Source organism: Kitasatospora sp. NPDC057965 (assembly GCF_042887135.1).
Lineage (GTDB): Bacteria > Actinomycetota > Actinomycetes > Streptomycetales > Streptomycetaceae > Kitasatospora.
Window position 1 is genome coordinate 66,286 of record NZ_JBHVPZ010000022.1, and the last position, 22,072, is coordinate 88,357.

At 68.7% G+C, this 22,072-nt stretch carries 21 protein-coding genes, 1 tRNA gene and 2 pseudogenes; 13 read left to right on the top strand and 11 right to left on the bottom strand.

Annotated features, from left to right (window positions below):
• Positions 1–26 precede the first annotated feature (26 nt).
• Together ACFVVU_RS26620 and ACFVVU_RS26625 are read right to left on the bottom strand one after the other, a co-directional pair.
• Positions 27–1,403, bottom strand: coding sequence for a serine/threonine-protein kinase (locus ACFVVU_RS26620; protein ID WP_387792640.1), 1,377 nt, complete (start codon positions 1,401–1,403; stop codon positions 27–29).
• A gap of 334 nt (positions 1,404–1,737) precedes the next feature.
• Positions 1,738–1,983, bottom strand: a pseudogene (locus ACFVVU_RS26625) (transposase); the annotation flags it as partial.
• A 174-nt stretch (positions 1,984–2,157) separates the two neighbouring features.
• On the opposite strand from ACFVVU_RS26625, the gene ACFVVU_RS26630 reads away from it, so the two are divergent.
• On the top strand, positions 2,158–2,436 hold the full coding sequence (locus tag ACFVVU_RS26630) for a hypothetical protein (RefSeq protein WP_387792642.1): 279 nt from the start codon (positions 2,158–2,160) through the stop codon (positions 2,434–2,436).
• Positions 2,437–2,633: 197 nt separating this feature from the next.
• Here ACFVVU_RS26630 and ACFVVU_RS26635 read toward each other — a convergent pair whose 3' ends face one another.
• Positions 2,634–3,770, bottom strand: a complete 1,137-nt coding sequence (locus ACFVVU_RS26635) for a Fic family protein (RefSeq protein ID WP_387792644.1) — start codon at positions 3,768–3,770, stop codon at positions 2,634–2,636.
• A 52-nt stretch (positions 3,771–3,822) separates the two neighbouring features.
• On the opposite strand from ACFVVU_RS26635, the gene ACFVVU_RS26640 reads away from it, so the two are divergent.
• Positions 3,823–4,827 carry a hypothetical protein gene (locus ACFVVU_RS26640; protein ID WP_387792768.1) on the top strand — a complete coding sequence of 335 codons (1,005 nt, stop codon included), beginning with the start codon at positions 3,823–3,825 and terminating at the stop codon, positions 4,825–4,827.
• Entirely contained in the window at positions 4,824–5,009 is a 186-nt protein-coding gene (locus ACFVVU_RS26645; protein ID WP_387792760.1) for a hypothetical protein, read from the top strand. Before ACFVVU_RS26640 ends, ACFVVU_RS26645 begins: the two co-directional genes overlap by 4 nt.
• A gap of 394 nt (positions 5,010–5,403) precedes the next feature.
• On the opposite strand, the gene ACFVVU_RS26650 is transcribed toward ACFVVU_RS26645, so the two are convergent.
• Positions 5,404–5,515, bottom strand: a tRNA-Pro gene (locus ACFVVU_RS26650).
• A 543-nt stretch (positions 5,516–6,058) separates the two neighbouring features.
• On the opposite strand from ACFVVU_RS26650, the pseudogene ACFVVU_RS26655 reads away from it, so the two are divergent.
• The 3 genes and pseudogenes from ACFVVU_RS26655 to ACFVVU_RS26665 all read left to right on the top strand — a co-directional run.
• Positions 6,059–6,184 (top strand): annotated as a pseudogene (locus ACFVVU_RS26655) (Arm DNA-binding domain-containing protein); the annotation flags it as partial.
• 9 nt (positions 6,185–6,193) lie between these two features.
• On the top strand, positions 6,194–8,227 hold the full coding sequence (locus ACFVVU_RS26660) for a hypothetical protein (protein WP_387792762.1): 2,034 nt from the start codon (positions 6,194–6,196) through the stop codon (positions 8,225–8,227).
• Positions 8,228–8,497: 270 nt separating this feature from the next.
• Entirely contained in the window at positions 8,498–9,043 is a 546-nt protein-coding gene (locus tag ACFVVU_RS26665) for a hypothetical protein (protein WP_387792646.1), read from the top strand.
• Here ACFVVU_RS26665 and ACFVVU_RS26670 read toward each other — a convergent pair.
• Positions 9,000–9,791, bottom strand: coding sequence for an IS5 family transposase (locus tag ACFVVU_RS26670; protein WP_387792648.1), 792 nt, complete (start codon positions 9,789–9,791; stop codon positions 9,000–9,002). The genes ACFVVU_RS26665 and ACFVVU_RS26670 overlap by 44 nt on opposite strands.
• Positions 9,792–10,110: 319 nt before the next feature.
• Here ACFVVU_RS26670 and ACFVVU_RS26675 point away from each other — a divergent pair, with 319 nt between their 5' ends.
• Positions 10,111–10,875, top strand: a complete 765-nt coding sequence (locus tag ACFVVU_RS26675; RefSeq protein ID WP_387792650.1) for a class I SAM-dependent methyltransferase — start codon at positions 10,111–10,113, stop codon at positions 10,873–10,875.
• Positions 10,876–11,158: 283 nt separating this feature from the next.
• Here the strand turns inward: ACFVVU_RS26675 and ACFVVU_RS26680 are convergent, their stop codons facing one another.
• Positions 11,159–13,393, bottom strand: a complete 2,235-nt coding sequence (locus ACFVVU_RS26680; protein WP_387792651.1) for a hypothetical protein — start codon at positions 13,391–13,393, stop codon at positions 11,159–11,161.
• Between the two features lie 330 nt (positions 13,394–13,723).
• Between ACFVVU_RS26680 and ACFVVU_RS26685 the strand changes: the two genes are divergently transcribed.
• The 3 genes from ACFVVU_RS26685 to ACFVVU_RS26695 are packed head-to-tail and all read left to right on the top strand — an operon-like array spanning position 13,724 to position 14,561.
• On the top strand, positions 13,724–14,134 hold the full coding sequence (locus ACFVVU_RS26685; protein WP_387792652.1) for a hypothetical protein: 411 nt from the start codon (positions 13,724–13,726) through the stop codon (positions 14,132–14,134).
• Positions 14,135–14,140: 6 nt separating this feature from the next.
• Positions 14,141–14,392, top strand: coding sequence for a hypothetical protein (locus tag ACFVVU_RS26690; protein ID WP_387792654.1), 252 nt, complete (start codon positions 14,141–14,143; stop codon positions 14,390–14,392).
• 7 nt (positions 14,393–14,399) lie between these two features.
• Positions 14,400–14,561 carry a restriction endonuclease gene (locus ACFVVU_RS26695; protein ID WP_387792763.1) on the top strand — a complete coding sequence of 54 codons (162 nt, stop codon included), beginning with the start codon at positions 14,400–14,402 and terminating at the stop codon, positions 14,559–14,561.
• Between the two features lie 258 nt (positions 14,562–14,819).
• On the opposite strand, the gene ACFVVU_RS26700 is transcribed toward ACFVVU_RS26695, so the two are convergent.
• The 5 genes from ACFVVU_RS26700 to ACFVVU_RS26720 all read right to left on the bottom strand — a co-directional run bounded on the left by ACFVVU_RS26700 (position 14,820) and on the right by ACFVVU_RS26720 (position 19,616).
• Positions 14,820–15,515, bottom strand: coding sequence for an HNH endonuclease (locus tag ACFVVU_RS26700; RefSeq protein ID WP_387792655.1), 696 nt, complete (start codon positions 15,513–15,515; stop codon positions 14,820–14,822).
• Between the two features lie 44 nt (positions 15,516–15,559).
• Positions 15,560–16,918, bottom strand: a complete 1,359-nt coding sequence (locus ACFVVU_RS26705) for an AAA family ATPase (RefSeq protein ID WP_387792657.1) — start codon at positions 16,916–16,918, stop codon at positions 15,560–15,562.
• Between the two features lie 213 nt (positions 16,919–17,131).
• Entirely contained in the window at positions 17,132–18,013 is an 882-nt protein-coding gene (locus ACFVVU_RS26710; protein ID WP_355364138.1) for a hypothetical protein, read from the bottom strand.
• A 20-nt stretch (positions 18,014–18,033) separates the two neighbouring features.
• On the bottom strand, positions 18,034–18,612 hold the full coding sequence (locus ACFVVU_RS26715) for a DUF6932 family protein (RefSeq protein WP_387792659.1): 579 nt from the start codon (positions 18,610–18,612) through the stop codon (positions 18,034–18,036).
• 182 nt (positions 18,613–18,794) lie between these two features.
• A complete protein-coding gene (locus ACFVVU_RS26720) occupies positions 18,795–19,616 on the bottom strand; it encodes a restriction endonuclease (RefSeq protein WP_387792661.1) in 822 nt (273 codons plus the stop codon).
• 512 nt (positions 19,617–20,128) lie between these two features.
• Here ACFVVU_RS26720 and ACFVVU_RS26725 point away from each other — a divergent pair.
• From ACFVVU_RS26725 to ACFVVU_RS26735, 3 genes are all read left to right on the top strand, one after another.
• Positions 20,129–20,335: a hypothetical protein gene (locus ACFVVU_RS26725; RefSeq protein ID WP_355364130.1), complete on the top strand. Its 207-nt coding sequence runs from the start codon at positions 20,129–20,131 to the stop codon at positions 20,333–20,335.
• A 53-nt stretch (positions 20,336–20,388) separates the two neighbouring features.
• Positions 20,389–20,838, top strand: coding sequence for a hypothetical protein (locus ACFVVU_RS26730; RefSeq protein ID WP_387792663.1), 450 nt, complete (start codon positions 20,389–20,391; stop codon positions 20,836–20,838).
• A 222-nt stretch (positions 20,839–21,060) separates the two neighbouring features.
• Positions 21,061–21,756 (top strand): restriction endonuclease, encoded by a 696-nt coding sequence (locus ACFVVU_RS26735; RefSeq protein ID WP_387792664.1) that lies wholly within the window; start codon positions 21,061–21,063, stop codon positions 21,754–21,756.
• The last annotated feature ends 316 nt before the right edge of the window (positions 21,757–22,072 follow it).

The following is a 22,072-nucleotide window of genomic DNA, read 5'->3' on the forward strand; positions in this document are numbered from 1 at the left end:
CGTCGGCTCGGGAGGGGCCGCCTCTATCAGAAACTCGCCTTGCGGGCGTATGCCTTGCGGAGCCGCTTGGCGGCCCGCAGGGCAGCCGGTGGCACCTCGGCCTCCGAACCTGCTCCAGCTCCTGCGTGCGCGGGCGGTGCTCCGGAGGGCTGCGGACCCGGGTCTGCGGGTGCGAGCGGATAGCTTGTGGTGGAGCCGTCCCCGGCCGATCCATTCGACAGCTGGCCATCGGGGTCCACCACTGTCGGTGTGGGTACCGGGTCAAGCAGGGTGGGGGTGTAGCCGCTGGGGGCTGTCGGCAAGGGAGACTCGCTCACATTCGCACCGAAGAGCTGAGCGAAGAGTTCGTCGTCACCACTCCATGGGTCACTCTCACCACCCTCCTGCCCCACCGGGACAGCCAGAGCGTCATCGCCGCCATCGTCAAGGAACGCAGACAGATCAGGTACCAGTCCGGAGGCTTCCACCACTGCGACAAGATCTGCCGCAGCTGCTATTTCGCCGACGCCCTGCCCCACGAGAAGCTCCAGCAGCATGTCGCGCACCTGCATCAGGTTCGGCCGCGTCTCTGCGTCTGGCACGAGAACGGGCTCCAGGACCGCCCGCATCAAGGCTGGGACCCCGTGCCAAGCAGGAGGCTCCACCGACGAAGGCCCGTGGGGATAGGGCGGCCGACCGACAGAAGCAAAGAACAGCGTCGCCGCCAGCGAGTAGACGTCTGCCGCCTTCGAAACGTGCTTGGTGTCGAGATATTGCTCAAGGGGCATATAGGCGACCGTGCCTATGGCGGTTCCTGTTGCGGTGATCGCCTGATCCATCTTGCGGTCCGCCAGCACGGCAAGCCCGAAGTCAACAACCACCGGTCCCTGCGGGCCGAGCACCACATTGGCCGGCTTCAGGTCACGGTGCAACACCTCGGCCTCGTGCATGCACTGAAGCGCTTCCGTCATAGCTAGACCGAGCGCTGCTGCCTGGACCACATTGAACGGTTTACCGCGGGAGTGAACTAGGCGAGACAGATTGGGGCCGTGAATATAGTCAATGGCCAGCCACGGAAGGCCACCGTCCGGGTCCGCACCCTGGAAGGCGGGTACCCGAGGGCCAATGACGCTTTGCAGGTGAGTGACCTCTTGAAGGAAGCGCGCGCGCTTGACCTCAGCACTCTCGTGAGCATCACCAGCGAAGGAGTCTGGCTTGATCACCTTCACCGCGACCAGCGTGTCAGCTGAGGTGTCCTCCTGTGCCGCAAGGAAGTACTGGGCCGACGCCTCAGAGTCCTCCGGGAAGTTCGCGAGCCTCCGACCAAGATAGACCCGTCCCATGCCACCCTGGCCGAGCACGGCGAGCAGCCGGAAGGGCCCGAGCACCAGAGGGTCGTCGTCCCCCAGAGCCTTCACACTCACCTGTACATCCCCACCTGTGCTCAGCATCAGCCGACGTGATCAGCGGTGCCCACGTCAGCCGAAGGCGATCACCCCTCCCGCCGCGGACGCATCCAGCTCGTCGATCAGTGTACGGGGGCGCGATGGGAAGGGGATGCGAACCGACAATCGGCGGACCGTCTCGAAAGATCGAGGCTAGCCTCCATGCTTCGCTTCGGCTTCGTTGAGCTGTGGCGATCCGCGTATCGGAGGTCGCGGGGCTGCTGTCGGGCGGTGAACCTGCCGAGGGCTCGGCACGATGGCCGGGCGCTCCTTGGGTCCTCGGGTCGTCGGTCGTCGCTGGCGGGTTCGTCTGTCAGGCGGCCGGTCGGGGCAGTGCGACGAGGCGACTGAACGTGCTGGTCAGTTCATGGCGCCAGGGCCAGGTGGCGGCGATCCGCAGGTGTAAGCAGCGGGCTCCGCATGTGATGCGGGCGGCTGCGTGCAGGAGGCGGTAGCGGAGCTTCTTGGGCTCGATGGTGGCCAAATCGCCGTCCAGCAGCAAGATTCGGGCCCAGACGAGCAGGTCGATCGCGGTCAGGGAAAGCTTCAGCCAGACCTGTCGCCCTCCGCACCGGGGCGTCGTACGGGTTTCGGTCAGTGCCGCCGAAGCCCATCGCTGCGATCTTCTTGCACACAACGTCCGCACCGATTCTTTCGTGCGACCGCTCGACGAGATCCTCGACCTTCGGCAGGAACCCGTCGATCAGTTCAATCGCCCGGTCGGGTCCACGCCATGGCCGCGAAGGTGGACATACCACTAAAGCGTGTGGTGATCGCATCCGGACAGCTTCGCGGCATTGCGGCAACTGAGGTCATAGGCCTCGAGTATCTCCATGATCTTCTCATCACTCTTCACCGGATCCACTCTGCATCATGGGTCCGGAACATCCGCGGGGAGATCATCTTTCCGTCAGTGGAGACCTTCCCTGTCCGCCAGCAGGCAGGCCTCACGACCGCCCACAGGGGGTTTGCCGCGTCCACTGACATCAATTTCTGGCCAACCACTCTTTAGGTCAGCTGGAACCAGGGACCACACTTGGCTTGTGCCGTGTGCTCCGGAGAGGAGGGGATGGGCGAGTATTAAAAATGAGCAGAGAAGGTCCGGCGTTTGGTCAACGCACCCTCGGAATAGACCCAGAGGCACGACCACCATTGGCTGATTCGGCACGGGTTTCCCTCCCGATCAGCCTGGAACCCGCTGGATGAACCTCAGGAGACATAGGGATCGCGAAGGGGCCGCGGTTCCCGTACGCCTCGAACGATGGCTTCGGGAAGGTCCGAGCCAGCAGTGTAGTAGCGGCCCTGCGCTTCACCCTTGGCCGCTAGCCAGCCAGCGCGGACGAGTTCGCGGATGTCGCGTTGGGCCTGCTGCTCGCTGAGCTCGGCGTCGGCCTGGTAGGTGGCCCGGCGCAGGCGGTTGCCCATGGCCGCGGGGTAGAGGGCGTAGAGCATGCGGTCGGGCCAGCCACGCTGCTCGACGGCTTCGTCGAGGGCGATCCAGACCTCGCGGGTGGTGTTCACCTGGCGCTCGACGCTCTGGGCCTGCTGGTGGTGGGCGCGCAGGCAGAACCGGATCCAGGGCAGGGTGTCGCGGTTGGGGGTCCAAACGGGGCCGCCGACGTCGGCGAGGATGTCGTAGTAGCGGTAGGTGTTGCGGGCCCGGCCGAGCCATTCCTCGATGCTGGAGAACTCCGGCGCCATGATCCCCTCACGGGCCAGGACCAGGGTGTGCAGGGCGCGGGACATCCGCCCGCTGCCGTCCGACCACGGGTGGATCGTCACCAGGTTCAGGTGCGCCATCGAGGCCCGCACCAGTCCCGGAGCATTCAGGTCGCCCTCGTTAAGCCACTCGACCAGTTCGCCAGTCAGTGCTGCCAGCTGCTGGGCATCAGGGGCGGTGTAGGCGGCGATGGTCGGCTCTTCGGCAGAGGTGACGTACACCGGTCCGGTTCGCCACCAACCGGGCCGCTTCACTAGGTGGTGGCCCTGCATCATGAAGTGCAGCGCGTTGAGCAGGCCCTTGCTGTAGGCGAAGTCGTCGCCCGCTTCGGCTAGGCGCTGGATGTAGGTCGTCGCCTCCCGATAGCCCTCAATCTCGGCCGTGACGGTGTCGTTCGCATCGATCGGGGCTTCGCCGACCATGATGTCCTCGACGTCCGACACGCTCGCGGCGTAGCCCTCGATCGTGTTCGATCCGGCGATCGCCCGCGCGGTGAGGTTACGCCGCAGCTGCCCTTCCCAGCGACGCGAAGCGCGCAGATGGAGACGCAGCCGGTCGCGCATCTCGTCGATCTCCGCGAGGACGGACTGGTCGATCTCCTGCAGCGATGGCACACCATAGAGCATGATGCAATGACACCATGACGGCATCAAACAATCAAGCAGAATCGGCGCAATCATGGTGCATGACTACGTCAATGCTCTCTGGGAATCAGCCGCCCCGGATCCGTTTAGCGAGATCACCACCGCCGACCCTCCGGCTTCGCCGAGCGCCCTGCGCTCGCAGTACCACACTTCACCGCTCACCAACCCCCGCCCGCCGGCCGCCCAGGCCACCCCGGCCCAGACGCAGGCCTGGGCCAGCTTCCTGGCAGGGGCCGTCGACAATGGGCTCGACCCAACACTGGTCACCCAATGGCTGACCGTCCTGGCCGATGCCACCGGCAGCCCCGTGCTCCCGTCCCTGGCCTCCATGCCACTGGCTGACTACGTCAACCTCCGCCTCTCGGCCATCCTGGCCGGCCTGGAAACCACCACGCACGCCCCATACCTCGCCGGCTGGCACCTGCGGATCGAGCCCGAGCTCGGGAGACTCCCCCTCCGCCTGATCACCACAGCTCTCATCACTGCGGCGGTTTTCAGCTGGATCGCCGATGGCTGCAGTCGCTCCACGATCAAGAACACCCTCGCCATGCTCTCTTGTATCTTCGAGCAGGCCATCGTGGACGGCATCCTCGAACGCAACCCCGCCCACATCACCAGCTGGCAGCGCGAGTATCAGCAGGTCGAAGACGAACTGCGGGACCCCCGCTCCCTCGCCCTGCGCGACTGGGGCGCCCTCACCGAACTCGCCGATGCCCTGGTCGCGGCCTCATACAATCGCTACCGCGGATGGGGTGATGTCGTCGTCCACAGCGCCTGCACCGCCACACGGATCGGCGAGGTCTCCGGAGTCCGGGCCCGCGACGTCGATACCGACAAGTGGCTCCCGACCTGCCGCCGACAGACCACATCAAGCGGCTCCAGGCAACGCGAGGCGCCCCGGACGCCCGCCTCTACACCGGCCCGCGCGGCGGTCGCATCAGCACCGCAGTCCTGTGCGACGTCACCCACTGGGACGACGTCACCCGGGACCTCGGCTATGAACACCTGCGCCGCCACGACCTGCGCCACACCGGCCTGACCTGGATGGCCGACGCCGGCATCCTCCCGCACGTCCTCAAGGAAATCGCAGGCCACCGGCTCATCACCACCACCCAGCGCTACTTCCACCCCGACGTGCTCCGGATCCTGGAATCCGGCCGAGCCCTCACTCATCACCTCGAGAAACTCCAACGCGACGGCCAGATCACCCGCCGCTGGTAACACACCGTAACTGCCATCGCTTCGAACTGGCCGCTGACAAGCCGCTCCGATGTTGCCCGAGTCACGCCACGGCAAGCAACAGGCGCCAGAAAGGCCTTAGAAATGCCCCGATATGAACCAGTTTGACGCACTTGACCCGCGACCGGCGCACTTGACCGAAGGTCAAGTGCGCCACCGCGCCTCGTTCCAGCAAAGCGGCAAGGAGGTCTCGCACTTCACCTTGAGATCGAAGAACGATCCACACACCAGCCACTGGAGCAACGAGTGGCGACGCACCTGCGGCCAAACCTGGGGACCATTTTGGGACCACCCGGGACCAAAAAACGGGCCCCGAAAACCAGCAAGAGCGGGCCCTTGGTTTCCCAAGTGCCCGCTCTCACAACCGACTTCACAGTCGGGACGACAGGATTTGAACCTGCGACCCCTTGACCCCCAGTCAAGGGGTTCAACTAGTGTCGGCAGCCGAGACCTCAAGCTCTCGGCTTCTTTGATGCTCAACTATCCCGAGGTGCACGTGAGTTGGAGACCATCAGCGAAAGTGGCGCCACAGACTGCTGACGGTGACTCAGTGTTTACTTTGCGCACAAGCGCCCGTTTTCGCCCATCAGCGTTCATGAGCACTCATCCCGCGTGGTCCCAAAGTGGTCCCAGGGCCAGCGACCCCGCCGCAGCTACTGGCGGTGACCGAGATCTGTCGGCCCTTCAGCAAGCACCGCCGTGCGATCCCGATAGCCGCTGCGTCGACGATGCCGGCCGGCCTGCAGCACCGGTTCCTGCGGGCGAATCACGGTCGCTTACCAACTGGCTACGGATGGTGATCTTCCGGGCGGTGTGTCGTCTTGAGCGTGTCTTCGCCGTCTGGTTCTGAGTGCTTCGCGCACCGCCCCGCACGCTCTGCCGCCACACCCGACACAGCAGCCACTCTTGCCCCAGAGGCACCACCCAGTCCGAGAGAAGGGGAAGCTCATGGGACAGCGTGCGCAGCGTGGTCGGGTGTACCGGCGGTGTGGTTGTTCGGACGGCACGGGAGGCAGTTGGGTCCGTGGTGTGTGCGGTTGTTGGAGGAGGCGGGTCACGGGTCGTGGACGTACTGCGTCGACCTGGCCCCCGAGGGCGGGAAGCGAAAGACCCGTCGGCGCGGTGGGTTCGCCACCCGCGCCGAGGCGGCCCGCGAGATGAGGGCGGTGCTGGACGGTGAGCTGCGCGGGGTCTACGAGAACCGCCGCACCACCGTCGCGAGCTACTTGCGGGAGTGGCTGGCCACGAGGAAGCCGTACCTCGCGCCGAACACGTACGCCGGCTACGCCGCGTGCGTCGAGCGGGATCTCATCCCCGCTTTCGGCCACCTCCGGCTCCTCGACCTGCGCCCGGAGCACGTCGACGCCTGGGTCTCCGCCCAGCTGGAGGCCAAGCGGGGCCGGGTCACCGTCTACCGGGCCGTGTCCACCCTGCGCAACGCGCTCAACGCCGCCGTCCGCTCCTGGCCCGCAGACGAATCACGGACGAAGACCCTCACCGCGCTCACTTCCCTGGCCCGGGCGATTCTCGTTGCCCCCGCATCCGGTGCGGTCCTCGTCCTCGTCATGCGCGACGACTTCTACCCCCGGATGTCGGCCCTGGCCGCCGAACTGCTGCAGGTCGTACTGGACGCGCGCGGCGTGCTCAACGTGCCAGCCGCACTGACCGGCGCGGAACTGGCCGAGATCGTCACCGGGCCCGCCAGCGATCTGGAGACCGACTTCGAAGCAGGTCTGCCCCAGCGGATCGTCTCCGATGTCCTGGACCTCGCCCCCCATACCGCTGTCGGCTTCGAGGCCCCGGTCACCGTACTGCCACTGCTGGAAGTCGCACTCAGCCGACTCTGGGAAAGCCGACTCGACCATGACGGCCGCCTCACCCACGACGCCTACCGCCGCATCGGCGCTGTAACCGGGGCCCTGGCTGGCTGGTGCGACACTGCTCTACGCGAACTCGACGAGCAACAGCAGCGCATCGCCCAACGGGCCCTCACCGCCTTGGTCCGCCCCGCCGACCAGGCCCTGAACATCCCGGCAGCACGGCAACAGCTCTCGCTCGGCGAACTGCGTGAACTCGCCGCTGACGACGACACGCCACAGGCACTGGAAGCCGTCGACGAAGTCCTGACCGTACTCTCCCGGCACCGCGTCATCACCACCGACCGGACACACGAGCCGGGGCCGGCCAGCGCAGCGGCCGGGACACCGATGGCCGAGCTCATCCATGACGCCCTCATCCGCGACTGGCCCGCCCTGCGCCGCTGGATGGAGCAGGACGCCCATCTCTACGACTGGCTCCACCGCACCCGCGCCCAGCACACCCGCTGGCAGAAGCACCACAACCCTCAGGACCTTCCCGCAGGAACACTCCTCGCCGAAGGCATGGATCTGGCCCGCCGATCCCGTCGCCTGCCCGCCGAGCTCGCGGCATTCCTGGAGGCGGGCCGACGCCGGCAGCAGGCCGCTGCACGGCGCGGTAGGCTCCTTAAAGCTGTTCTGGCGGCCTTGCTCGTCTTTGCCCTGGCTGCTTCGGGAGTGCTTTTCCGGCAGTTGCAGGCAGCGGTCACCGCCGAGGAAGTCGCAGAGTCCCGGCGGCTCGCCGCCATGTCCACCGCGCTCCTCGACATCAACCCGGACGTCGCCTCCCTTTCCGCCGTCGTTGCCTACCGCACCAAACGGACTTTGGAGGCCGCCACCGCCCTCAGCGCCGCTGCCGTCTTTCCCCTGCATCACCGCTTCATCGGCCACACCACCCCTGTGACTTCGGTGGCGTTCAGTGGTGACGGCCGCACCCTCGCCACCGCCAGCTGGGATGCGGTACTGCTGTGGAACGTGGCTACCGGCGAGAGCACCGCTGCTTCCGGCCACATCAACCCTGTGACTTCGGTGGCGTTCAGTCGTGACGGCGGCACCCTCGCTATCGCCAGCGACGACAGCACGGTGCGGCTGTGGGACGTGGCCACCCACCAGAACACCGCTACCCTCACCGGCCACACCAGCCGCGTGACTTCGGTGGCGTTCAGCCCCGACGGCCGCACCCTCGCCACCGCCAGCTGGGATCGTACAGCCCGGCTGTGGAGCCCCACCGCGCCATCTACGTTGGCCATAGCCATCTGTAAGGATCTCGACCGCAAGGAGGCAACATCGCTCGAACCGGCCGATCATCCCGTATGCCCGCCTGGCTTTGTTCGCGACTCGTGACGTCAGTTGTTCACGGGTTTGGGAGGCACCAGCGGACCATACGACTCGATATTCACGGGAACGGGAGTCACGCGCCGGCCTACGGCTCGCGTTCTACAACGCACCGGACACAGCGGTCAGCGGGATCTGTACGGCCGTCGCCCGCGACCTCACACCTCAGAAGCTGTTGCCATTCCGGGCTTGAGGGCAGCGTTTTCGCTGGTCATGTATAGGGTCGGCGGTCTCGGGGAGTGGTGACGTGTCGAGTCGTCGCTCTGGTGGAGGTCGGGGATGCCGTCGGTCGTGGGGCTGTTGGAACAGCGTGAGCTCACCGCTCGCCGTCGCATGGACGAGTTGCGGGAGGAGGCCGACCGCATTAACGCGGAGCTGGCCGTGGTCGAGCGGGAGTGGAACGAGTGGGTCATCGCCCGCTCACGTGTCGGTGAGGTGCTGTCCCCGGGCGGCGGCGCCGCCGACGGTCCTGACGCCGCCGAGGACCTGCCGGATCGCGGTGCCCCGCCGATGCCGACCTGGCCTTCGGAGGCGGCGAAGCCGAAGTCGATGGTTCCGGTGTGGCATGCGGGGTTGGCCTGGTCGGCGCTGTCGGTGGACTACCAGCGGATCCTGCGGGCTCTCGCGGACCGGGACCGGCTCGGCCAGGGGCCGCTGACGTGCCAGGAGATGGCCGTCCGCTTCGGTCTGGATCCGGTGCCGGGGAAGGTAGAAGCGCTGCGGTCGAAGGCGAAGCGGCTGGTGGCGCGGGGGCGGCTGGCCGAGCCGGCATCGGGCCGGTTCACGCTCGCGTCGGGCGTGGCCGGGCCAGGCGGCGGGTCATGAGCTGCGTCATCGACCAGTAGATCACCGCCTCGGCGGTGCTGGTGGATCGCTCGAAGTCGCGCACCAGGCGGCGGCTTCGCATCAGGTGGGCGAAGAACCGCTCCACGATCCAGCGCTTGGGCAGCACGACGAAGCCGCGCATGTCGTCGCTGCGTTTGACGATGGCGAGGACCAGGGCGAGGGCGGCGAGGCAGTACTGGACGAGGCTGCCGGTGTAACCGCCGTCAGCCCAGACCAGAGCCAGCAGGTGATGCGAGGCCGCGACCCGGGCGAGCAGGACCTGCGCGGCGGCGCGGTCGCCGACATCCGCGCTCGTGACCATCACGGCGAGCAGCAGGCCGAGCGTGTCGACCACGGCGTGCCGCTTGCGGCCGTTGACCAGCTTGCCGCCGTCGAAGCCGCGGCTGTCGGCGCCGACGACGGCGTCCGCTTTGACCGACTGGGAGCCGATCACGCCCGCGCTCGGCTCCGGATCCCGCCCGGCCTGTTCGCGGACCTTGCGGCGGAGCCGGTCGTGGAACTCCTTGACCAGGCCCAGGTCGCGCCAGCGGCGGAAGAAGGCGTAGACCCGGTCCCAGGGCGGGAAGTCGGCCGGCATGGCCCGCCACTTGATGCCGTTGTCGACCAGGTAGCGGATCGCGTCCAGCATCGCGCGGTGGCAGTACGCCTCCGGCTGCCCGCCCCGGCCCCGTAGCCAGCCCGGCATCGGCAGCAGCGGCCGCACCACCGCCCACTCGGCGTCCGACATGTCCGTGGGGTAGCGGCGCTCGCGCACCCCGTGATCGCCAGCGTTCCCGAACCGGTGTGCCAGGCAGTCACACGTGAGAGTGACCGAAGTAGACCCCGCTCCCGCGATGCCGTAGAACTGCGACAACAGGGTCTCCTGGATCGCTCGTTGGCGTAGACACCCTTTGAGCTACCAAGAGGCCCTGCTTTCATGCGCGGTACCCGCCACGGTCACCCGATCGAGACTCCCGCTTGATCGGATCCCCCTCGAGATCGCAGCGGCAACAGTCGGTGAGTAAATCCGAAGCACCGTCTGCCCCGGTCGTGTCAGGATTCCTGGCATGTCTGCTCGTGCACTGAGCTTCGGCGCGATCGCGGGAGCCTACGAACGGTTCCGGCCCGGTTATCCCGAAGAGCTCGTTGACATGGTGATGAGGTATGCGGGCCAGCCCGTCCGGACCGCACTGGAGATCGGTGCAGGGACCGGCAAAGCAACCCGCCTCTTCGCCGCGCGCGGGGTCGCGGTCACGGCAACAGAGCCGGACGAAGCCATGCTCGCCGAGCTGCGCAAGACGATGCCGCCGTGTGTGAGGGCAGTCCGGGCTGCATTCGAAGATCTTCAGCCCGGCGAGACCTACGGCTTGGTCTACGCGGCAGCGGCGCTGCACTGGACACGCCCGGAGGGCCGGTGGCCGCGAGTGGCCGCGCTCCTGGAACCGGACGGGGTATTCGCCTCGTGCGGAGGTCCTTTTCAGCTGGCCGACCCGGCCCTCGCGGAGGCCGTGCGCGCGGCGCGGGCGCCCTTCCTGGAGAGCGACGACATTCCCTCGCCCGACGGAACCGATCCGAGCGAGGAGATGCAGTGGCCGGGTACGGAGCTCCAACGGTTTCAGTTGTTCTCTGACGTGCAGCAGTCCGTCATCAATCGGCGCTTGACTCTGAGCGCGCCCGACTACGTAGGGCACCTGTCGACTATCTCGGCCTACCTCCAACTGCCGCCCTCGAGGCAAGAGGAGGCGTACGCCGCGATCGCACAGGTCCTGCCCGAGACCGTCGAGATCGCCGCTGACATCACCGTCCACCTCGCGCGTCGGCGACCCGAGTAGTGGAGCCAGCTCGCTCCGAGGACCATCGCCCTCGATCCTCAGCGTCGGGATGACCCGTACGCCGGATCCTCCGGCCCCGACATCCATCCCGATCGAGCAAACCCGTTCGAGCAGCACCGCTCACTATCGGAACGACAACAGCCACTCACACCAGGTCTCGTCTCGCATCCATCCGGCTTGCCGCAGCGGGGCGGTGAGCCGCTCGAGCAGCTACGGCCCGAGGGCGTGCGGGGACAGGGGGTCGTCCGGTCTGCTGTCCATGGGTGCCTCGTCAGGCGATCGGTCAAGGGAGGGTGCAGGGCTGGCCGGCGTGGGCGGAGCGGGCCCGGAGCAGCAGCTTGCGGACGATCTGGTGCCACCGGCGGGAGTCCTCGCTGTAGGAGTGGTCGCCAGCGTCAGGGTCCCACTTCTCGAGTTCCAGGAGCTGTTCCACTAGCTGTCCGAGGCGGCCGGGATCGTACCCGCCCCGGCCGGGGTCCAACTGCTGCGCGATGTCGTGGAGCCGGTGGGCGGCGCGGTAGTGGGCGAGCTGGGTGTCCGTCAGGCGGCGGATCGCGAAGCCCTCGCATTTGCTGCACCAGTCGAACTTCGTGTCACCGAGCAAGTCCGCGATGGTGAGCAGGTCGTCGTCTGCGACGACACCGCGCTCGCGGACATGGGAGCAGAACGGCGAGTGCCCCTTGCCCTGGTAGCGGGGGTCGGCGTTGACCGCGTAGACCTGGACCTTCGCGAGTACCCCCAACGGGATACCGCTCCCGCTGCGCCTCCAGGTGCTGTCGTCGGGCGCTTCGAACGGCTCGAGGTCCAAGTCCTGGCCGTGGGCCAGGAGTCCGTGCCACACCGCGCTGGGGAGGCTGCGCGAACGCCCGGCCCGGTCATATCCGGAGTCCAGAGTGCGCAGGTCGGGCACGCCGCGGGCCACCGCGAGCAGCCGCAGGTTGAACTCCCGCGCCCAGGGCCTGTCGCTGAAGACCAGCCAGGCGGCGCGCTCGGCGCCGACTGCCAGACCCAGCCGCTCGCCGAACAACGGGTCGTCGGCTTCGCGCATCCGTTCCCGCCACAGGGCGGAGGGCTCCTCGGGACGATGACCGATCGCCTCGGACCAAGGCTCGATCAGTGCCGCAGGCAGGTCGGCAGAGCTAGCCACGAGGACACCTCGCCAGCCACGGGCCGCCCGCCGCTCCAACTCCTTGAAGGGCACGACCTCCATACCGGCATCGGTGGAAAACACGGTGTACAGCTGGTCCTCGGCACCGGGCGCGGTGCTGAGCAGCCGCAGGTGCTCCGCGGTGAGGGGACGGCGCTGGTGCACGGGGGCGTCGTCGAAGACTCCCGGCCCCAGGGGACTCGCTTCGCCGGCAGCCGTCGGGGCGCCGGGAGGCTCGGGCTCGCACCGCACGAGCGCGGTGCGGGCCAGGAGTTGCTCGACGATCAGCTGGGGCGCGCGGAAAGTGAGCCGGCGCCGCCCCCAATCGGCGCTGGTCAGGTAGGTGAGCAGGACGCCGATCGTCCAGTTGTCGAGGCTGCCCAGCAGCCCCCGCTCACGCTGCTGCGAGTAGGGGTCCTCATCCCGGGGTTCCTGCAGGTGTGCGGTCAGCGTCACCGTCACGCCCGGGTCCGACGCGCCCGCGACCCGGCGCGCCTCCTCCTCCCAGGAAACCAGCAGCCGGTCTGCCGCACGGCGGGCTTCGCTGTACCCCTTGCGCCGTGAATTGACTCCCCCGATGGCCTGATGCGTGACCAGGCGGTCGCCTGGCAGCCCCCATGCGTCCGCCGCTGCCCCCTGCCAGCGGGACCACATCGACCGCAGCCGGCTGGCGACCTCCCTCCTGTCGCCAATGGCACTGAACGCTTCGTCGTTCGTGGGGAGTTCGGGAATTTCCAGGCTCATGGCCGCCGCTGCTTCCACCAGTGCGGCCGCGTCGACGAACAGTCCCGCTCGTTCGCGCAGCGTCTGGAGGTACTCCTCCTTCAGTGCCGCCTTCGGCTGAGCCCAGTCGGTGAGCCAGGGGAACTTCGCGACGACGCTCTCGGCGAGGTGAAGGCTGTCCGCGGCATCACGCCACCTGGACAGCACCTGGCCCCGCAGGTGCTCCGCGTCGTCGTGGGCATCCCGGTTCTCGTCGTAGGTCTCGTCCTCCTCGGAAACCGGCTCGGCGCGCAGAACCTCCGCCGCGCCTTCGGCTTCCTCTTGCGTCACCTCGTCGTCCGGATCCGCCTCCGTGTACTCCTGCAGTTGGGAGAGCAGCCCGCGGTAGCCGCCGAGCGCGCGCAGGAAGAGGCCGACGCCGCTGTCCGGCCGGGCCCAATCCCCTTGGTACGCGCAGACGGAGCACATCCGGGCGATCGTCACGGCGTTCAGCGGCGCCTCGAAGGCCACCGCCCCGTCCGCGCGAAGCCGGGGGCACCGCAGATGTGCGTGCAGCTTGGAGGCTTTGCCCTTCGCCGCGAAGACAGGCACAAGATGGCCGTCGAACGGGCCGAGCGGAACATCAGCAGTCAGTACAGAGTCGCGCACTCAACTCCCCTATCAGTCTCGACCAAGGAGCCTATCCGGCAGCTCGGACAACGGCCCCGACAGCGCCTGTTCCGGGCGAACTGCACCACAGCGGGAGCGCGTCCGTGGTACCCCAGCACGTTCGCTCCGAAGAGGAACCAATCCAGCGTCGCGCGTCGTCTGCCTCCTACTCCTCGTCGCCTTCGAGATCGACGGGCTCGGTATGCAGTGGGGCGGCGGCTGCCTCGCCCTCCTGCTGCCCCCAACTCTCATCGGGATCGGGGGGCAGACGCTCAGCAGGCCAGCCAGGCTGAGAGTCATGGACGGATCTACGCTCTGCCCGATCCGGTCTTGCGGGAGCAGTCTCTGCCGCCGCTCGCCGGTGCCCGCAAGCGCCGGGAGGATACCGCGATGGGGTGCGTGCCGGAAGCCGGGCAGTTGCTCGTCGACGTGGCACTGCCCTCGCAGGACGCGGTGCCGGACGTCGCCGGGTACCGGTTCGTCGCCCAGCGAGGGGAGGTCGTCCCGCAGCCGGTCAAGGAAGCCGACCTCCAGGAAACCTACCGACGACTGCTGGCGCGGCTGGCCCTGCGGGCGCTGGACGAGGCGTTCTCGGTGACGCCAGCACGGCTGGTGGGCACAGTTCCTCCTCAAATGGGCACGTCGCCACAACAGACCCCGCCACGGGGCGGGTCGTGCGCCCGTGCGTGGGTGAGCATGGTGGTAGAGCGCGCGGACTTCGCCGAGCCCGTCCTGGACTAACCGAGGTTGGACCCGCAGCGCTGCCTGCACAACCTGAGCGCGGTGGTCTCCCGGCACCCGCACGACCCGGAGCCCGTGCCGCCGATCGTCGACGTCGCCCTGGCCCGGTTCAAGATCGCCGCAGACACCGCCATCGTCGGCCCGCTCGACAGCCGGCCCGACCTGCTGCAGATGGACCCGTACGCGTTCAAGCGGCTCGTACATGAGCTCTCCGAGGCCATGAGCTACGAGAACCTCGCGGACCCAGAACTCGCGTGACGACGGCCTGGACTCGGTCACGGTCAAGCGCGACGGCGGCGGGGTGACCGCCGTCGCCGTCCAGGCCAAGCACACCAAGAACGCCGTCCCGGTGGAGACCGTGCGCGCCCTGCTCGGCGCCGTGGATCTCACCAACGCGTCTCGCGGTGTCCTGGTGACCACCTCGTGATTCGGGAAGGCGAGCTACGACACTGCGGCCGGCAAGGGCAAGCGCCTTCATCTGGTCGACGGCCGTGAGCTGAAGTCCCTCCTCCTGGAGTACCTGGGACTGGACACCTTGATCGGCCTGCCGAATCCTCCTCGCGGCTGGCAGGCGAACACGGCGAACTGACCGGCTCCCGGCCGGGTTCAACGACCAGCCCCGCGGCCGTGCGGGCGCGCAACGCCGTACTCGCGTCCGAACAGTGACCGGTCTGCCCGCGGCGTCCTACCGGATGAGCAGTGCCGCTCGGAGTGCGGGTTCGCGGAGGTGGGGAAGGAGTTGGGGGTCGTCGTCAAAGACGATCTCGGCCGCGGGGTCGAGGGCCTGGCGCAGCATGGCCTGGACGACGTCGGCCATCGGCTGTTCGTTGACGACCGCGGCCCAGTGAGCGGCGTCGTCGTGGTCGCCCTTCGCGGTGGCACCGGCCCACTGGGCGACACAGGCCTTGGTGACGTGGTAGGCGTTCACCCGGCCCTTGGCCAGCAGGCCTCGGTTCAGGTCGAACAGGTCGATGGTGGCCTCGCCTCTGGGGGTTAGCGGGTGGTACTGGCCGACCGCGAGGACCAGGCGCAGGTGCGGTGTCGGGTCCTCGGCCGTGGGGTCGATGAGCAGCGGCTTCCCGCCGTCGTCGAGGGGGAACGCGGCGCCCTTCAGGTGGCTGTTGCACAGCGAGCAGGCGAGGACGTGGTTGGTCCAGTCGAAGGCGCGCATCGGGTGCCGGTCGATCGGCTCGAAGTGGTCAATGTCGGTGCCCTGGTTGTCTCCGCAGTACATGCACCGCTCTCGCCCGGCCGCCATGTCCGCGAGGACGTCCCGAAGCGGCGCGTGCACGTTTCGTCGCACCGTGGTGTGCTTCCAGAGCTCTCGCGCCCGCGTCGCGGGCTTCTCGGCGAGCACGATGTCGCAGGTGCATTCGGCCATGCGGGAGCGCGGTGGCTCCGTCAGGGGGACCCGGTGGATCCGGATCACGCGACGTGCCCGGTCAGGGAGTGCAGGCGGGCGGCGACCTCGTCGACCCGGGCGGCCGGCGAGCTGGTCAGAGTCCGCTTCAGCTGCCGGTAGCGCTCCCGCTCCTCCTCGCTCGCCCCGCCGGCCACAATCTTCATCTCCAGTGCGACCAGGAGCGCCCGAGCTTCGTCCGCGCGCTGCGAGTACGGGGTGTCGAGGCCGAAGAGCTCGGACAGCACCGCGTCGTCGCCGCTGCCGAACACCACCCGGTCGTACAGGTCCGTCCCGACGACCTCGGGGGCTTCGTCGACATCGGGTCCGGGCAGTCGGATCAGCCCGGCGGGGTCTGCGGCCTGGCAGATGTAGGGGCTGTGGGTGGTGACGAGGAACTGCACCAGCGGGAAGTGCTGCTTGAGCCAGCCCCCGATGCGCTTCTGCCAGGACACGTGCAGGTGCGCGTCGATCTCGTCGATGATCACGACGCCGGGGACGGTCACGACGGGATGGCCACTGTCGCGTTCGACGCGCAGGGCACCATAGGTGTCGTGGAGCTGCTTGAGGATGTCGACCACGAGCGCGGCAACGGTGCGGTAGCCGTCGCTCATCTCCCGCAGGGGGAAGGAGCGGCCGCCGTGCGCGACCCACAGGCCGTCGGAGTCCACGTTCCCGATGGTGTAGTCGTCGGGCAGGAGCTCGTCGCCGAGGATCTCCAGGGCGGTGCGCTTCAGCTCGGCGGCCCCCGGGCGGTTTTCCAGGGACCGCAGGTGCTGCTCGATGAGCCAGCTGACGCCCTCGGCCAGCGAGGCGTCCTCGTGGAAGAGGCTGGTCAACCGGGCCACGGCGCCCGCCCCGGCCATGCGCCGCTGGACCTCCCCCGAGCCTCCGACGAGCCGACGGAACGGCCCGTAGCCCGCGCAGAACCAGCCCACCGGGTTGTCCGCCCACGGTCCGCGCTGGGCAGCGGTCGGTGCCTTGCTATAGGTCACCGTGCTCAGGGCGGGCTGGGCGTGCCTGCCGGACATGACGGCGGTGTCCGGCGCGGTCCACTGCAGGCCCGCCCAGAACACATTCGCCGGTGGCCGCCCCTTGTCGAACCGGTCCTCCGACGGGTCCGGGTGCAGGCACACCTCCGCGACGGCCTGCGACTGCTCGTCGCTGATCCACGAGTCGAAGTCGGTCACCAGTCCCCGCGCCGCGCTCGGGCCGCTGACGGCCAGGGCGACGGCGCGCAGCAGGGTGGACTTGCCGGAGCCGTTGCGGCCGGCCAGCACCGTCCATCCGGCGTAGGAGCCGTCGGGCCGGGTCAGGTCGAGGTCCACCTCACGGGCGCCGTGGAAGCCGCGGACGTTCCGCACCCGCACGTTCTTGAGGTACATGCCCCGTCCTCCAGCCCTTTTCCTCCGTCGCACGTCCCGGTCGTGGGCCGCTGCGTCGACTCTATCCGTGCCCTGCGTCGGCGGAGGGCTTCCGTCCTGCCGCTGGTGGTACGCCGCTACGGTCCGGTGGGGCCTTGACCGGCTCCGCAGGCGCATCCCTGGATCAGGCTCCCGAGGATCGGGCTGCGAAATCCGCGCGGCAGCGAATCTCGGTCAGCTGTCAGGCAGGGCTTCTGGGCCGTGGTCGACGTCGAGGAAGCGGTACTCGGTCGCTCGGGTGCGGCTCATCGCGTCGAAGGTGCGGCGTTGCTCGACGACGAAGCGGACCTGGTCGCCGAGGGCCAGGCGCATGGCGAAGAGTTGCTCGGGGTCGTCGAACTTCACGTCCCAGGCCGGTGACTTCTTCGAGGTGCCGGTCTTGATCCGTACCACGCCGGAGCTGCGCAGTTCGGTGATCCGGCCGGACAGGCGTTGGACGTCGGTGGCCGTGTGGGTCTCGCGAAGGCGGGCGACGTACGCCCGGCCGCGGGATGTCAGGGTGGCGGTGCGGACGTCGCCGTCGGATGCGAGCCATTTCATGCTCATGCCGAGGTCGAATTTGTCGAGGGCTTTGACGACCGCGTCGACCGGGTCGAGGATCTCGCTCCAGGCCCGGACGTCCTGCTCGTCTTCGAGGGCGCGCAGGAGGTTGACGAGTGTGCGCACGCCGGCGTCGGCCGGTGAGATGTCCAGCGGCAGGCCGTCGTCGTCCGGTTCGGGATCGGGGGCCGGCCGGGGGCGTACGTGCATGACGGTGCTGCCGCGGGACAGGCCCGTCAGTTCCAGGGGGACCTGGCGGTGGGCTGCCGCCGAGACGCTGTCCTGGAGCGGGCGCAGCAGGGCGTTGCCCCAGTCGAACTGGAGAGCGCCGGTGGCGGCGTGGTCTCCGGTGAGTCGGATCTGCAGCTCTTCCTCGGCCTGGGCGTGGGGGTCGTAGCGTTGAAGGTGGTCGAGGTTGGCGCGGCGCAGGTCGCTCTCGACGAGGTCGTCGTCCCGGTCCTCCGTGCCTTCCTCTTCCAGACGGCGGGCGGTGTTCTCGCCGTGGAGTCGGCGCATCTGCTCACGCCATTCGGCCGTCACAGGGTCACCTCCACGTAGCCTCGTACCGGTGCGGCGCTCTGCACGCTCGGCTCGCCCTCCCCGGGAAGGCGGCATCGCTGCCACCAATCGTCCCAGCGACCGCGGTCGCGGAAGTACTCCAGCTCCTCGGCTGCGAAGTCCTGGGGCTGGAACACTCTGGCCACCGGCACGTACGGGATCCGCAGCGGGGCCACGCCGTACCGGTCCTGCATAGCCTTCCAGCTCTTGAAGGCGGTCGTCAGCCATTTCGAGCCGGGATTGCCTCGAATGGCCCGCTCGGCGTCCGGGTTCATCAGCAACGTGGCGTCCACGTTGTGAGGATCCAGCTTGGCGCTCACGAAGCTACCTCCCAGCCACACGCTGTGGATGAGTTGGCGGCCCTGGAGCAGCGGCGCGAACCGCTCCTCCAGATGGATGAACTGGTAGAGGTACTCCTGGAAGCCCTGCCAGACCTGGACCCGGCTCGTGGAGGCCCGGAAGCGCTCCGCGTGGACGAAGGCTTCGGCAGCCTGCGTGATGGTCAGCCGGTAGCGGCCGGGCGGCAGGTGCCCGCGGTCGTTGAAGTCTGGCAGCACGGGCCCCCCTTACCGGTCGTGGAGTGACCTTAGCCGCAGATCGGCCGGCGGTGGCCACCTGGTCGGAAGATCGTGCGGAGATGTGATCTCACGGATCTGTGGCTTGTCGCCGTTCGCCGGAGTCCCCGCGCCCCAGATGCTGCGGATACCGGGCAGGGAGCCTCCTTGCCAGGTCTCGGCTGTCAGGTGTGACGGCCTGCTCCGGGATCGATGTCGAGGACCTGGTAGAGGTGCTGGCCGGCGCCCCAGCGAGCGAGGCGTTCGCGGTCGACGAGGTGGAGGCGCTGCTGGGTGGCGAAGGCGGCAGCGGGTTCGGTGAAGCCGTTGAGCGCCACGACGACCGGGACCGCGGCGCCGTGGACGGGCCGGGCGGTCCCGTTGAACGTCTGGACGGCCTCCGACCCCAGCGGGGCCGCGTACCGCTTGCACTGCAGCACCACCCGCCGCCCGAGGCCGTCCACGGCGACGACGTCGGCACCGAGGTCCCCGGCGCCGCCGGTCCGTACGGCGTCGGTGAACCCGTCGCGTTCCAGCAGTTCGCGGCACATCTCCTCGAAGCCGGTCGGTGTGGCGGCCTCGAACGCCTCCAGCGTGTGGTCGAGGGAGCGCCGGGTGTAGGACGCGGCGGGTTCAGCGGGCGTCGTCTGACGCACCGGCCGATGGGCCCACTGCTCGATGCGGCCGGTGACGGACGCGGCGGCCCTGGTTCGGGCGAGCGTGAATCGCGCGGCAATGCCGGCGCGGACCAGGGCCCACAGCGGTTGCAGGAATCGGCGTACCGGCGGGCCGAGGGCGGTGCGCCGAAGTGCCACACGCAGAGCGACGAGCACCGTGGCGGCACCGCCGAGCACCGCGGCAGCGGCCAGCGGATGGCCCCACAGCCAGGCTACGGTCTGCACGACGACGCCGAGCGCGACGAAGCCAATCAGGAATGCGAGACCGCTGTCGCCGTCGTCGGTACCCGTGCCGTCCTGCCGGCGCGAGCGTCCTTCGCCGGAAGTCATACCTGTCACCATTCCCTTCCCGTCCGACGAGAGGGTAGGGCCCGCCCGCGGTCCCGGTTCACGCTTCTGATGAATCTCCGCGATTCGACGGCCCATTCGCGGCTTCGTTGCGCCAGTGGATGACGTGCGGTCGCTGACCGGACCACGGCGCGAACGCCCACTCGGGCTCCCCCGGCGTACGCCGCCGGTTTTCGCCAGATGCATCGACGACGCCACCGCGCCGCCGCAGCCGGGCGTTCGTCCAGCTGACAACCGGTCCACAGGGTGACTGCCGCCGCCGCTGCCGACTCGTTCATCAAGGGCGCCGTTGTGCCGAGGTTCCGGTGACCTTGGCCGCTGCCGTGGACAAGGCCCTGCTGGGGAGCCGGTGCGGGCACGAGGTCCGTGTCCGAATCCCGATACGGCTCGTGATCGATTGCCGACGTTCCGTCAGTTCGTGTCGGAGGGCGCTGCTACATCAGAGAGCGGAACGGGCCGCGAGGGGCGGGCCGTCGACGGGAGAGGCCCATCCGATGCCGGTACCCGAGGGATATCACGTCGTCCGTAGCCACATCCGCCGCAACCCGCGGCCGCGCGTGAAGAAGGTGAGCGGCTGGACGGTCGTCGGTATCTGCGCGCTGGTGTGGCTGTGGAACTATTTCATCGGCTTCGGCGATACCGGCGCGGCTCCACCGAACAGTCCGGCGCCGACGGCCACCTCCGCCCCAACGGCGCCGTGATGGCCCGCAGTCGACGCCGGTGGCTGCGTCGGCCCCGGGGAGCCACCGAGCGCATGGCGGCCGGTGTCACCGCCCTGGCGGTGGCCACGTTGCTCGCCAAGGCCGCGATCGCCGGTGCCCGGTACTGGCCCGTCCTCATCGTTCTTGCCGCCACCGCCCTCGTCGTCGCGGCGGTGTGCTGGGTGCGGCGCCGCTCCGCCGATCGGGCCCGCGCAGCACGGGGGGCCGGCCTACCGCTGAGCCTGAGCGGCATCGACGCACTGGACGACCAGGGGTTCGAGTTCGCGCTGCGGGATCTGCCGGTCCGCGACGGCTGGACGGCGCGGCACGTCGGCCGGCAGGGCGACCAGGCCGCCGACGTGACCGGCCGGCATCCGGCGCTGGGCCGGATCGTGCTGCAGGCGAAGCACACCACGGTTGGCGCAAGAATCAGCTCCCCAGTGATGTACCAGGTCAAAGGCGCCGCCGGGACCGTTCAGGTGCCGACATCGCCGTCGTGGTGACCAACGGCTCCTTCACCCGCGACGCCAAGTCCTGGGGCGACAAGCACCAGGTGCGTTGGGTCGACCGCGACCGGCTCCACCTGTGGGCCGAGCACGGCGTCGCCCTCCACGAACTGTTACACCTGCCGACCCGAAGGCCCCGGCGACGAGTTCGCCGCCCCGCAAGCCGGCCGGTCCGGCACCGGCGCCGGCACCCCGAGATGACACACGAGAGGCCGCACAGTGCGCCATGACGGCACCTTCGATCCGCTGCTGAAGGCCATCGCCGGGGCGGTACTCGCCATCGCCGTCGCCAAGGTGGTCTGGCAGTGGCTGAGCACCACCTTCTGGCGCTGGCTCAGCGTGGACATCTGGGGCTGGATCGCCGACCACCCCTGGTGGTCGGCTCTTATCGTCGCCCCGCTCGCGCTGGTTCCTGCCCTGCTCGTGGCCCGCCTCCTCGCCCCGCGCGGGTACGTCCGTTACCTGGACGACGACTTCGACGACGAGGCCCCGGCCGTCCTGACATACGGGATGCATCACCTGGACACGATGGATGCCACGGAGTTCGAGCGGGCGTGCGCAGCCTTGCTCGTCCGCGACGGCTTCACCCGGGTCCAGCACTCGGGCCGGGCCGGGGACCTCGGCGCGGACGTCATCGCCTGGGACCACCTCGGCCGCAAGGTGGTCGTGCAGTGCAAGCACTACGGCAAACCGGTCGGCTCCCGGGACGTCCAGACCTTCAACGGCACCGCCCGACCCGAACACCACGCCGACGTACCCATCATGATCGGACTCAACGGCTTCACCCGGGACGCCCGCGCCTTCGCCGCCCGCCACGACCTCATCCTCGTCAACCGGCAGATCCTCCGCGACTGGGCCCAGGGCACCTACCTCTACGACGCCATCGACGACGAAGCGGATCGCGCCGCAGCCTGAGCCCCGCCGGCGCCCGGTCGGCGAGGAAGCCCGTCCTCGCCCCCGCCCACTGAAGCCACCCAAGCCGAGGCTGAGCACATCATCACGGGCACGGGACGACCCAGTACGACATCACCGAGCCGTGGCCCTTGGCGACGCCATCGCCGAAGCCGAACGGGGCCCGGGAACAGGAAGTACTCCTCCTGGGACGGCGAGTTCCTCACCTTCTGGATCCTTCGACTCACCCCCCGTAGGGCTCGTCGGCTGTGGCGAATGCCAGCGGATCAGCCGGCATCCGGACGGCCAGTCGTTGGATCACCGTTTAGTCGACTTTGCC